General features: G+C 68.4%; 9 protein-coding genes. 4 read left to right on the top strand and 5 right to left on the bottom strand.

Features of this window, described 5'->3' with window-relative positions:
• Positions 1 to 90: 90 nt before the first annotated feature.
• Positions 91 to 246: a hypothetical protein gene (locus tag ACFPCY_RS21420; RefSeq protein ID WP_378257788.1), complete on the bottom strand. Its 156-nt coding sequence runs from the start codon at positions 244 to 246 to the stop codon at positions 91 to 93.
• A 157-nt stretch (positions 247 to 403) separates the two neighbouring features.
• Here ACFPCY_RS21420 and ACFPCY_RS21415 point away from each other — a divergent pair, with 157 nt between their 5' ends.
• Positions 404 to 3736, top strand: coding sequence for a type ISP restriction/modification enzyme (locus tag ACFPCY_RS21415; protein WP_378257786.1), 3333 nt, complete (start codon positions 404 to 406; stop codon positions 3734 to 3736).
• A 33-nt stretch (positions 3737 to 3769) separates the two neighbouring features.
• Here ACFPCY_RS21415 and ACFPCY_RS21410 read toward each other — a convergent pair whose 3' ends face one another.
• On the bottom strand, positions 3770 to 4279 hold the full coding sequence (locus ACFPCY_RS21410; RefSeq protein ID WP_378257784.1) for a hypothetical protein: 510 nt from the start codon (positions 4277 to 4279) through the stop codon (positions 3770 to 3772).
• 25 nt (positions 4280 to 4304) lie between these two features.
• Complete coding sequence (locus ACFPCY_RS21405) at positions 4305 to 4439, bottom strand: hypothetical protein (protein ID WP_378257782.1); 135 nt, start codon at positions 4437 to 4439, stop codon at positions 4305 to 4307.
• 74 nt (positions 4440 to 4513) lie between these two features.
• Between ACFPCY_RS21405 and ACFPCY_RS21400 the strand changes: the two genes are divergently transcribed.
• Both ACFPCY_RS21400 and ACFPCY_RS21395 read left to right on the top strand, forming a co-directional pair.
• Complete coding sequence (locus tag ACFPCY_RS21400) at positions 4514 to 4735, top strand: hypothetical protein (protein WP_378257780.1); 222 nt, start codon at positions 4514 to 4516, stop codon at positions 4733 to 4735.
• Positions 4736 to 4855: 120 nt separating this feature from the next.
• Positions 4856 to 5581 (top strand): ROK family transcriptional regulator, encoded by a 726-nt coding sequence (locus ACFPCY_RS21395; RefSeq protein WP_378257778.1) that lies wholly within the window; start codon positions 4856 to 4858, stop codon positions 5579 to 5581.
• A 272-nt stretch (positions 5582 to 5853) separates the two neighbouring features.
• On the opposite strand, the gene ACFPCY_RS21390 is transcribed toward ACFPCY_RS21395, so the two are convergent.
• On the bottom strand, positions 5854 to 9156 hold the full coding sequence (locus ACFPCY_RS21390) for an AAA domain-containing protein (RefSeq protein WP_378257776.1): 3303 nt from the start codon (positions 9154 to 9156) through the stop codon (positions 5854 to 5856).
• 177 nt (positions 9157 to 9333) lie between these two features.
• A complete protein-coding gene (locus tag ACFPCY_RS21385) occupies positions 9334 to 10887 on the bottom strand; it encodes a CBS domain-containing protein (protein ID WP_378257774.1) in 1554 nt (517 codons plus the stop codon).
• 229 nt (positions 10888 to 11116) lie between these two features.
• Here ACFPCY_RS21385 and ACFPCY_RS21380 point away from each other — a divergent pair, with 229 nt between their 5' ends.
• Positions 11117 to 12148, top strand: coding sequence for a serine/threonine-protein kinase (locus ACFPCY_RS21380; RefSeq protein WP_378257772.1), 1032 nt, complete (start codon positions 11117 to 11119; stop codon positions 12146 to 12148).
• Positions 12149 to 12195 lie beyond the last annotated feature (47 nt).

The following is a 12195-nucleotide window of genomic DNA, read 5'->3' as shown; positions in this document are numbered from 1 at the left end:
GAATACGCCCCAGTCAACGGGTGATCAACCTGTTGACTCTATTCACATTGCCAGGATGTCCGAACTTGCCGGGAACGCTGCGCGTCCGGGTCAGATCTCGGAGATGTCGCGAGCATAGGGCCGGGTCAGCCTCACCGAGAGCAGGTTGCCCCAGACCATGACTGCCCTCCGGCACCGATCGAGCACCAGAACGTTCAGGTGACCTGCGAAGCAGGCGATGACCCCGGCGTCGCCCCCCTCGACCATGACCAGATCCGGTCGCGCCGCACCGCGCATCCCTCCCGTACGCGAGGTTCCCCTGACCGACCGAATGCCCGGTTGTGGCCAGGACGTCCCGGCACCTCTTGCCGCTTCGGCTGCCGGGAGTCACGGTGAACACGCGGAGCGTTCACCGGAGGTCACCGTGGCCAGACCGTTCAGGCAGCTTCCTCCTCGCACCGCCACCGCCGCGCTCACCGCGTTCTGGAACGAGGTGGCGCAGAAGAGCGGACGTGGCGGAGAGGCCGAAGACCAGCTCCGCGGGCCGGTGGAACGGCTGCTTCGGGAACTGGGCACACTCGCCGGGATCGAGGCCGTCCCCTACGGTGAGGTGAGGCTCAAAGACCTGCGCGCCCGACCCGACTATGCCGTGGACGTCGGACGTGTCAGAGTCGGGTACCTCGAGCTCAAAGCCCCCGGAAAGGGGGTTCCGACCGATCGGTCCTGGGGGCCGACGAAGGCGGACCGCGAACAGTGGGCAAAGCTCCAGGCGCTGCCGAACGTTCTCTACACCGACGGGCTGGCCTGGGGACTCTATTCGTTCGGTGAGCTCCGAACTCCCGTGGTCCGGATCGCCGAGTCGCGGTCGGGCCTACGACGGCCGTCCGACACGGCCGCGGAAGAGCTGAAGAGTCTGGTCTACGGATTCCTGCTCTGGGAGCCGGAGGCGCCGCGAACGCTCGGCGACCTCGTGAAGATCATGGCCGGCCTCTGCCTTCTCCTCAAGGAGGAGGTGATCGCGACGCTGGCCGGTCCGAGCGACCGCAAAGCCCGGGAACGCCTGTCGCTCCTCGCCGACGACTGGCGGACCCTGCTGTTCCCCGGTCTGGACAACGAGCAGTTCGCCGACGCGTTCGCTCAGACGGTGACCTTCGCCCTACTCCTGGCCCGATCGGACGGGATCGACATCTCCACCGGGTCCTACGCTGAGATCGCCCGGCAGTTGACCAAGCGGCACCAGGTCATGGGGCAGGCATTCGCCGTCCTGACGGGCGGAGGTTCCGACGAGCTCCAGACCATCGACACATTGCGGCGCATGCTCGCGGTGTCCGACCTCAGGGAGCTCGACGTCTCGCCGATCCGAGCCTACAACGAGCTCTACGCGCGTTTCCTCGGCGAGTACGATCCCCAGCTCCGCCGGGACACCGGCTCGTACTACACCCCGGTGGGCGTGGCCCGGTCCATCGTCGGCTTCACCGACGAGGTACTGCGACTCCACCTGGGCAAGGAGCGCGGGTTCGCCGACGACGACGTGATGGTCATCGATGCCGCCATGGGTACGGGAGCCTTCCTCGTCGAAGTCGTGAGCGCGGTGGCGCGCCATGTCGGGTCGGCCCTGGGGCGGGGCGCGCGGGAGGAGTACGTCAAGGATCTGCTGCGCAAACGGCTGATCGGTTTTGAGATCCAGGTGGCTCCGTACGCGGTTGCCGAACTCCGAATACACGGCACTTTCCGAAGTCTGTTCGGCCTCGAGGCCCCGACTCAGGAGCTTCGCTTTCTGACCGACGCGCTGGCGAACCCGCACCATTCGCAGCCGCCGCTCGGGTCCGCCTACCGCGTGATGGAGAAGAACCGCGACGAGGCGAACAGGTTGAAGCGTGACGTTCCCGTCATGGTCGTGATCGGTAACCCACCTCACGTGGAGAACGCGCGTGGCCGCGCACCTTGGATCGAGGAACGCCGTGGAAGGGCGACCGGTCCGGCCGCCGTGATCGAGCGTCCTTCCCTTGACGAGTTTCGTGCTCCGGGCATGGGACGCTACGAGTCGGACCTTCATGGAATGCCCTGGTACTTCCTGCGCTGGGCGGCATGGAAGGTCTTCGAGGCCCACCCGCTGTCCGATGCGGGGGTGGTGGCGTACGTCCTACCGTCGAGTGTGGTGAAGAGCCGCGCCTTTTGTGGACTCCGGGAGTATCTTCGCCGCAAGTGCGCCGTTGGGTGGGTCATCGAGCTGTCTCCCGAAGGCAACCGGCCACCGATGGCCAGCAGGATTTTCGGACCGCAGGTGGGACGCAAACTGTGCGTTCTCATCTTCGCCCGGCCTTCGGGAACGGACGAGCAGGTACCCGCCCGAGTGCACTACGTCGAACTCCGCGGAACCCGAGCTGAGAAGGAGGGGACGCTACGCGAGCTGCGGACGACCTCCCCCGGGTGGCGCGTCTGCGATGACGACTGGCAGAGCCCGTTCCTTCCCGCGCCGGACTCGGAGTGGATGCGTCACCCGGCGCTCGCCGATCTGATGCCCTGGCGCTCGCGCGGCGTGACCCCCGGTCGGACCTGGGTCTACGCGCCCAGCCCCGAGACGCTGCGGAAGCGCTGGCAGTACCTGATCTCCGCCCCGGTCGAAAAGCGGCGACGGCTCTTCCGCGAGTCGCGAGACCGAAACCTGCATAGCCGGCCTGCTCCACTTCCGGGGTTTCCAGCGCCCCGGCGGTCTCTGGCGGAGGAACATGGTCGCTCTCTGGAGCCCGTCCGGGTGGCTTACCGGTCCTTCGATCGGCAGTGGCTGATCCCCGACAGCCGCATCCTGGAAATGCCGCGACCGGCACTCTGGCGCGTCCGCTCCGATGACCAGATCTTCGTTTCGGAACAGGACGCGCATGAGATAACTGTCGGTCCAGCACTGATCTTTCCCGGGCTCATCCCGGACCTCCACCATTTCAATGGCTGGGGAGGAGGCGGCGTCCGGCCACTGTGGCGGGACGCTTCAGCAGGGTCACCGAATCTGGCTCCAGGCTTGCTGACCATGCTCGGAGACAGGCTCGGGTTGAACGTGACGTCCGTCGACGTGCTGGCCTACATCGGCGCACTGACAGCCCACCCGGCGTACACGGCGCAGTTCTCCGAGCACCTCCAACGGCCCGGGGTCCGGGTGCCCCTCACTGCCGATTCCGGACTCTGGAAGCAGGCCGTCGCGCTCGGACGTGACATCCTCTGGCTGCACTCCCACGGCACTCGGTGTGTTGCCCCGGACGCGGGGCGAAGGGAAGGCGATTTCGCGGTCATCGAACGCTTCGGAATCAAGGCCGAGTCACCCGTCCGTGCGCTCCCCGCGCAGCTTCCCGACCAGCTCTCCTATGACGAGCGCACTCAGTCTCTTCTCGTGGGAGAGGGCCTGTTCAAGCCCGTGCCGCCTGGAGTCATCACCTACCAGGTCAACGGACGACGAACCGTGTGGCGCTGGCTGAATGACAGGACGATCCAGCCTCGCAACAAGCGATCGACGAGTGAACTCGACGGCATCGTGCCCGAAACGTGGGAGCGCGAGTTCACCGTCGAGTTCCTGGCCCTGCTCTCGGTGCTGGCGGGATGCGTACTGCTGGAGCCGCGCCAGGCCGATCTACTGACCCGGGTGTGCCAGGGGCCGCTCATCACGACCGGTGACCTGACCAGCGCCGGCGTCCTTCCCGTTCCGCCCGAGGCCCGCAGGCCTTTGGCCGGCGGTATGCCGGGCACGTCCCACCTGGCCGAGCCCTGAAGGAGCGGCCGCACCGTAACCGTGCGACGTAGGTCAGGTCGGACGCGCAGCCGCCCGGTCCAGGTAGGAGCCAAGATGCTCGTCCGGGGAACCGGCCATCGGACGCAGGGCCTCGCGCAGCAGGTTGGCGTCACGCTCGGACAACCGGAGCAGCGGACGGCGAAGCCGGACGCTCCACACCTTCGGATCGGGGAAGGCATCGAGGTATTCAACGAGAGGTTGCAGCTCGACCCCACTGCGGAACGGGGCGAGCGCGTCGATGCTCAAAGCGCAGCCGCGCGGGAACTCACGGCGCGCGATCTCCACCGGCTCGTCCAGCTCCGTCACGGTGGAGATGACGGTGGCGCGGCCGATGACCCGACCCCGGTCGCGGGTGGGGTTACCGAAGGCTCCGCGCGTCGCGTAAATGAGCAATTCGTCCCCGACCGCGAGCTGGTTCACCTCGGATCGGGGCGTGCGCGGGAACGCCATGCGGCTCTCGCTCAGCACCCAGGCGATGGCCCGGACCTCGCCCAGGATCAGCAGGTACGTCGACGCGCTCACGACGCCAAGGTTAACGGAGCGGCGATCAGGGAGGGAGCTGCTGCGCGCGGTCGCGGACGAACTGCACGGTGATGCCCTCTGTTGGCAGGGACGGCCAGACGGCGAGAGCCGCCGTGTGGACGCGTTCGGCCGTCTGGTGACGGACGGCGGCAGAGGTCACGCGGCTTCCGTCCATGTCGTCGTCTCGGCGAAGAAGGTGGTCGATCAACTGTCCGAGCAGACAGGATCGGAGGCATGACCGAGAACTACACGGGTTGGCGCAAGGCGAGCTACAGCGACCTTTCGTCGATGTGGGCGCTCCGCCAGCGGGGCGAAGTCGGCGTCCTCGGCGATCAGGACGACCACCTGGTGCCGCTCGTACGCCGCGACCTGGTCGCCGTCGCACGAAGTCGCCCCCACACATCACAATGTGCAAGCGCCCATGATCCTGCGCAACGATTCGCGTACGATCAGTGACGGATGCCAGGACTCCGCCGAAGGGCTCGACACGTCGGCGGAACCATTTCGAACGTCTGCGGTGCTGGATCGCACCGGGCGCATTCCGGCGTCCCGGCGGTGTTCTACAGGTGCGGCACCATGAGCGCGGTGGACGGCGGTACTCCCCGGGAGACCCGCAGGCGCCATCTCGGCGCGGTACTGCGGCAGGTGCATCTGAGCGGTCCCGTCTCGCGCGCGGCGCTGGCCAACCGGCTGGGGTCGAACCGCAGCACGATCCTGGCGCTGACCACACGGTTGGCGGCGGCGGGCCTGGTGGCCGAGCAGGCCTCCGGAGCGACGGGACGGGCCGGACGGCCGTTCCTGGTGGTGCGGCCCGAGGGGCGACCGCTGGTACGTCCTGGCCTTCGACGTGGCGATGGACCGGATGGTCGCCGCCCGGTGGGGCTCGGCGGCACGGTGCTGGAACGCCACGAGGCCGCGCGGCGGCGCAGCTGGGACGCCGACCTGGACGAGGTGGTCGACGTCCTGGCCGGGTTCGGTCGCGCGCTGGTGGACGCCGCGCCCGGCAGCGCCCGGTGCGTCGGGATCGGCGCGTCGTACTGCGGCCTGGTCAGGGCCGCCGACGGAAGGGTGCGCCCGGCCCCAATATGGGTTGGACCGACCTGGACTTCGCGCCCGCGCTCGGCCGGCGAGCCCGGCCACATGATCATCAATCGCTATGACGGCCGTCCCTGCACCTGCGGCGCGCGGGGCTGCCTGGAGGGCGCAGGTGGGCGAGGCGGCCCTGCTGAAGCCGGCGGGACGCGCCGACGGTCCGGTCGGCCGGGGAGGGAGCGCGCGCCGTTGTGGACGCCGGCGAGGTAGGCGAACTACTGGCCGAAGGCGAACTCCGCTACGACGCGCAGACCTATCGAGGATCAGCCCGTAAAGCTCCTCCACTTCGACGCACCTGAACGGCACTTCGCTTTCACCGCCTCCGTGTCCACGTGTCGGGTCGGCGAGCCGCCGCGTAGAGCGCGGTGAACGGGAACGTGCCCGCCGAGTGCCTTCGTCATCAGCTCGCGAGCCCGCTTCGCACGTGGCCGAGCTTCCACCACGCCCGCACCCGAGCCCGCTCATCGCCGTGCCTCCCCTGTTCAGGAACGGCGTTGGTTGCGTCCACCGGGCACATCGGGCAGCGGTAGCCGCCAATGGTCCGGTCTCCCCTTCGTCCCGCCGCACAGCCAGTGCAGCCGGCGTTTCATGCCGCTTCCCCGCAGCTCGATCTCCGCCCGCCTTCCGCACTCCGGGCACGTCGGCGGACGGGACAGCGCGTCCGCGCGCTCATGCTCCAGGACGTGCCGCGCCAGACTGCGGCTCTCGAAGAGTGCCATGATCTCCCGACGGCCTCTCGAACGGCGATGCGACAGCAGATTCATGCTGCCGAGGAGGACGAGCCGCTGGTCGATCACCACGATCTTCTGATGCTGGTTGCGCATGAAGATCACATCCGGCAGCGCCGCGGTCACCCGCTCGGCGAACGGCTCGAACCGCGTCCCCTTCAGGTCCCAGTCCGGGAGCATGATCACTCGTACGCGGACGCCCCGGTCCACGGCCGCGCGCAGCGGTGGAAGGAACTCCGCGACCCGTGTGGCCGCCCAGGGACTCCACAACCAGATGCTGCTCTCGGCCTGCTCGATGCGCCGGATCAGCTCCGCTGGCAACCGCTCTTCGTCATAGAGATCGATGACCTTCACATAGGTCCGCAGGGCGTCCCAGACTTCATGCGCCGGTCCCTCACCAGGAGCCTCCTCCTCGTGCAGTCCCAGCAGATCCGCCGCTCGAACGACGGTGACCGCACCGGCTTCCAGGACCTCCCGCAGCTTGCGGAGTACTCCGCCTCCGCGGTGGACGACAGCGGAGTTCACGACCACGTAGAGCCGGTGGCGAGCCCGGGTCGCCCCGACGTTGAAAACCCGTCGCGCGCCCAGTGAGTCGCGCGTCATCCATCCGGTCCCGTCCTCCACGAGATCGAGGATCACGGTGTCGAACTCGCGCCCTTGGAAGGAATGGACCGTCCCGACCTCGACCCGGGCGCTCGTTCCGCTGTCGGCGAGGACGCTTTCGGTCAGTTCGCGTTGCGGCTTGTACGGCGTGACGACGCCGACCTTGCTCTCCCCCTGCGCAAGATGGTGCTCGGCGAGGGCCCGGGCGATCAGCGGGCCGATCGCCCACTTGCGGGACTTGCCGTCCCGCTGGACCTGCGCGAGCGCTTCCGGCAGCCCGTCCACGTCGATCAGGACGATCTCGTCGCGCGTCCGGGACGCCACCTGGAGCAGCCCCTCGTACGCCACGGCGTTGGCAAGAGCCGTGATCGCGGGACCGAAACGGTACTGCTCGGTCAGTACCACGCAGCCGGGCAGGCCGCGGGCACGAGCGACCCCCGTGATGCCGACGGCCTCGAACGGATCACGCTGCAGCCAGGTCCGGACCGCCGGGTCCTGCGACCGCTGCAGCTGGGGAAGGACGATGGGCCCGTTCTGGAAGAAGTCGCCCAAGAGGGTCGCCCCCTCCTCGGCCAGCCCCAAGGCGTACAGGACCTCCAGCGGCGTCGACGCGGAGACCTCGTCGACGATCACATGGTCGTAACGGCGCCGGTGGACGTCAGTGTTGATCCTCAGCCGGGCCAGCGTCGTCGCCACGACCCGCGCCGCCGCGACCAGTTTGCGGGCGGCGTCGCGCGAGAGTTTCCGCCACTCATCCATCACCTTCTCGTGCTCGCGCTCCAGGACGTCCAGCCGTTGGAGGACGGCGTTGGCCGAAAGGCGCAGTCCGCTCAGGCGCTCTGCAAGTGCGGGCAGACCTTCGGCGTCCGCCCGTGCCACCAGATCCAGGTCCTCGGGTGTGGGGTGGGGCTTGGCCGCGGCCTGATGCGCCGAATTCTTCGCTTGCTCCAGATCCCCCCTGGCGTGCTGAAGCTCATGACGGGCGGTCGCGACGTCACGCTGGGCGGCCTCGTACTCCTGGCGCCGCCGCTCGATCTCCTGCTCTGTGTACCGCGCCGACGCTCTCGCCGCGCCCATTCTCCGGATCAGCTCCGGCTCGATCGCCGTGAGGTTGTCCTGGATGCCCCGCGCATGGTCCGCCGCCACGGTCCAGCGGCTCCATGCGGCGTCTGTCGCCGCTTCCAACCGGCGACGGTGCGACCGGGCGCGCAGGCGGGCCACCGGCGGTTGGCGGTCGTGGAGGTCGAGCTCGATCTTCAGCCGCTGGTGCTCCGCCTGCAGATGTGCCGCTTCTGCCTGTGCGCGGTCGCGCTCCAGGCGCCGACCGGACAGTTCGTCCCACAGATGCGCCGCCGCCTGGAGGTGTGCGCGCGAATCAGCCGTGTCGCTCCAAGCCGCATGTGCCGAGGTCTCGGCGGAAACCGCCTGCGCCAGACGCGCCTCTGCCTGGGCGCAGGAACGTTCGCGCCCCTTCACGTCGTTCGCGCGACGTTCGGCCTCGGCTCGGTGACGAATGCGTCGCTCGGCCTCCTGGTAGGCGTCAGGATCGAAGTCGCTGAGGGCCTGCTCCGCCTCCTCCACCTCGCGAATCTCGTCCCTTCCGCGAAGCTCCTCGATCTCGGCCGACATCGCCTCCGCACGCTGCATGAGCTCGGAGAGCATCGCCTCTTGGAGGCGAGTGAGGCAGATCCGTCCGTCGTCGGCGACCTCCGGCACGGCCGGAGGGCCGACGCGCAGCATGGTCCCCGGAGCCGGGCGGAGTGACGTCGCCGCCTTGAGCAGCGCGTTGTCCACGGCCACGTTCGTCCCGGAGACCAGCAGGACCGTCTTGCCCCTCGCGAGCAGGTCTTCGATCATCCGCGCGATGACCGAGGTCTTGCCGGTGCCCGGCGGACCCCAGACCACGCTCAGCCCTCGCGCCGTCCCTGCGCTCCAGGCCAGGCGCTGCTGCTCGTTGAAACCCGGCGGCGGGTCGGCGCGCATCCGCACCGGTGCGAGTCGCCCAAGTGCGAAGTCCTCGGCGAGCCGATTCGGCACCATGCGCCGAAGCCCGTCGAGCAGCGCCTCGGACAACTTCGATCCGCCGGTGTCGCGCACCCAGAAGCACAGACCATAGCGAGGCGCGTGCGAACCGGCACGCAGCCGCAGAATCGCGCCGTCCTGGACCACCTCGATCAACGAATAGCGGCGTTCCGCGGCACCCGACTCCGAAGCCAGGTAGGCGTCGGCCAGCCGATCGGGGTCGAACCGCTCACCCCGGATCGCCACCTCGTACCACCCGTGCCCGCGCACCGCATCCGGCTCAGCCCGGCCAAGGCAGCGGTCACCGGTCGACTCCTTGGCCCCCTTGCCGCCTCCTGCCAGGAGCCTGTGCTGCGCCTCCGCCGCCCGAACGGCCTCCTCCAACCACTCGGGTCGTCCCGCGTCCGTCGCACCACTGTTGACTTGACCCACGCCGTCAACCCTAAGCAGCTCCGCTGTCGCATGTCAGCGAATATCTCGATCATGATGGAAGTCTCCGGCGCGACGGTCAGAGAATCGAGTGCCTCGTCCTGCCGGTGACGGCAACGGCCCTGGCGGTCTCCGCCGGTCGGACGTGCAGCCACAGCAGCCGGTTTCCGCCGTGTCGGCTCATGCGTCCGGTTGGACGGTGCGGAGCAAGGCCAGGAAGCTGGTGAGCGTGTTCAGGTCTTTGTCGCTCAGGGGGTCCGGGCTGAAGTGCATGGTGTCGTTCCGGATCCTGCGCACGGCCTCCAGCCGGTCGAGGAAGATTCGGCGGTCGAGCGGCCAGTCGAGCTTCTTCCAGTGCTCCTCCGGCTCGAAGAGATGCCAGTAGCTGCCGAGCGTGAGGTCGGCCGCCGAACGCACCCGTTCCGGCCGCATGCGGACCTTGCTGCGGATCTCGTCCAGTGACAGCTTCTCATCCGCACGGCGCCGGAGCCGACGTTCGATCTCCTCCAGCAGGACGAAGGGCCGGGCCAGATCGTCGAACTGGTCGGTCAGGTCGGCCGCCGTGACGATCCCGCACAGTCCCGACTTGTCCTGGCTGCGGACGAACACGAAGCCTCGCGTATAGATTTGCGCGATCTGCTCGAGCAGCGGCTCGTGATACTCCACGACCGAGGCGGGCACGGTGGCGTCGGTCAGCGTGGCGTTCGATCGTGCGATCTGGGCGCGTCCTATGGACTCCCAGCTCACCGCGCCGTGGAACGTCCCGTCCTCCGAGACCACGGCGAGCTGGGAGTAGTTGTTCAGCACCATCAGCGTGGTCGCGGTGTGCAGCGAGTCCTCGGGCCGGACCGTCGCCACCTCGCGGTTCGCCGCCTTGAGGTCTCCGATCCGGAGCGTGATCCCGGGCAGGTCCGAGACGTCCTCGGTATCCTCCGCCACCTGTGCGGGGTAGCTCGTCTCTCCGACGACCGGCTCCTGCCCCACCGGGACGAGCTGGATGATGTTGTCGAGCCATCCCTCGGTGAACGCCGGCCGGGTCGCGAGCCCCTTCTCCGCCAGTGCCTCTTCGATCTCGGCCACGACGCTCGGCGTCCGGCGGGCCGCGCCCCAGTATCCGAGGAGATCCCTGATCGACAGCCGGAGGGGGTTGTCGGGGCTGCGGTCGGCCGCCTCGGCCAACAGCTCGGCCCGACTCCTGGACTCGTGTTCGCTTTCGCCGTCGCCGGCGCCCGGGTCGACGCCGTGGGCGGCCAGGTGCGCGACGCGTCGCGCGGCGTCAAATCGGGTCAAGCCACAGACCGTCAACAAGGACCCCAGACTGTCGAGGAGATCCTGCTTGACAGCGTCCCGGGGAATATCGGTCCGAAGCCATTCGACCGGCCGGATGTGCCGAAGCCCCACCGGCACGTCGTGACGGTAAACGTAGGGGCCGATGATCCGTCCCACCGCCAGCTGGCCGGGGCGGGTCTTGAGTGGAAGGACGACGTGGTCACCCTCCTGGATGCCGCTCAGGAACCGCCACAACTGGCCGGTCCAGTTGGCGATGCGCGCCTTACCGTCGTCCGGGTAGGTCTCCTGGATGATCCTGCGGAGATCCTCCCTGGTCTTGGCGCCGCTGATGTCCCCGAGCTCGTCCCAGCCGACGATCGCGAAACCCTCGGCAAGGGCTTGGCCCTCTCGTTCGCCATCGCGCCCCGCACGGACCATCCAGGCCGCTGGAACCAACTCCGCCATACCGTCCCCTCCGGCTCCCCTAGATCATCCGGAACCTTAGCGGAAGGTAAAGCGTGAGTGTGTGGGTTTCCATATAATGCCCATCCTCTATAGACGAACAGCGCGTCCGTTGAGGTCCCCGCCCGGGACATCGCGCGCCGGACGAACTGGCCGGTTTCGCTTTGTGTCAAGCGCGGTCAGACTATGATCTTGGGCACGTCGTAGCGGATCGTGACAAGGCAGGTGATTCATGCAGTCCCTCTCGCCCTCCGATCCGCGCCGGGTCGCGGGCATCGAGCTGCACGGTCGGCTCGGTGAAGGCGGAATGGGACAGGTCTTCTTCGGGGTCACCCCGGATGGCGTCCAGGTCGCCGTCAAGATCGTCCACAAGCAGTACGCGGGGCGCGAGGACATCCGGGCACGCTTCGATCGTGAGATCGCCGCCCTGGGCATGGTGCAGGGGCCGCGGGTGGCCTCGCTCATCGCCGCCGCCGGGCCGGACGACGAGCAACCGTGGCTGGCGATGGAGTACGTCCGCGGGCTCACCCTGCGCGACTTCGTCAGCGAAAACGGTCCGTTAGAGGCGAACACCGGAGCGGCGCTGGGCGACCTGCTCGCCGAAGGGCTGGGCGCCATCCACGAGGCGGGGCTGCTGCACCGTGATCTGAAGCCCGCCAACATCCTTCTCGCCCACGACGGGCCCAAGATCATTGATTTCGGGCTGGTCTCCCTCGGCGAGGCGCTGAACGCGGACGCCGTCGAACTCACCACCAGCGGTGCCACGCTCGGCACCCCGGTGACCATGTCCCCCGAACAGGTCTCGACGCCCCGGAACCTCACTCCGGCCGCGGACGTCTACTCGCTGGGGGCGAGTCTGCTGTTCGCCCTGACCGCGCACTACCCCTACCAGCGCCCGCAGTTGCCCGCTTTGATGTGGGCGATCACTGATCCGAACACCGCACCAGACCTGAGCGGACTGCCGCCGGAGCTGGTGCCCGTGATCAGTGGCATGATCGGGCACGAGGCGAGTGACCGGCTCGACCTGGACGACGTCCGCGAGCGTTTCCGGCATGTGCTCGCCTCGGCAGGGCTGACTCTCGGCGAGGCGCTCGTCCGGCTGACGGACGTCACCTTCGTCGCGCGACCGTCGGATCCTCCGGCCGATGTCGACCCGCCGCCCCAGCCACCTCGGCATGACCGGCCGCCTCGTACACCGACTCCAGTGGTCGAGCGTCTAGCAAGTCGGCTGTGCAGCGCGTACCGGCGAGACCGATCCCTCTGACCGGTATCAGAGCACTACCCTGAGTTACTGCGAAAGAAGGAGCCGTG

It is taken from the genome of Actinomadura gamaensis, from assembly GCF_042652125.1.
GTDB classification, from domain to species: domain Bacteria; phylum Actinomycetota; class Actinomycetes; order Streptosporangiales; family Streptosporangiaceae; genus Spirillospora; species Spirillospora gamaensis.
This window is presented reverse-complemented; position numbering and strand designations above follow the sequence as displayed.

What these genes read in the sequence shown, in the direction of transcription:
- ACFPCY_RS21420 (WP_378257788.1), bottom strand. Translation starts at nt 246, where the DNA reads ATGGTCGAGGGGGGCGACGCCGGGGTCATCGCCTGCTTCGCAGGTCAC.
- ACFPCY_RS21400 (WP_378257780.1), top strand. Translation starts at nt 4,514, where the DNA reads ATGACCGAGAACTACACGGGTTGGCGCAAGGCGAGCTACAGCGACCTT.
- ACFPCY_RS21395 (WP_378257778.1), top strand. Translation starts at nt 4,856, where the DNA reads ATGAGCGCGGTGGACGGCGGTACTCCCCGGGAGACCCGCAGGCGCCAT.
- ACFPCY_RS21385 (WP_378257774.1), bottom strand. Translation starts at nt 10,887, where the DNA reads ATGGCGGAGTTGGTTCCAGCGGCCTGGATGGTCCGTGCGGGGCGCGAT.
- ACFPCY_RS21380 (WP_378257772.1), top strand. Translation starts at nt 11,117, where the DNA reads ATGCAGTCCCTCTCGCCCTCCGATCCGCGCCGGGTCGCGGGCATCGAG.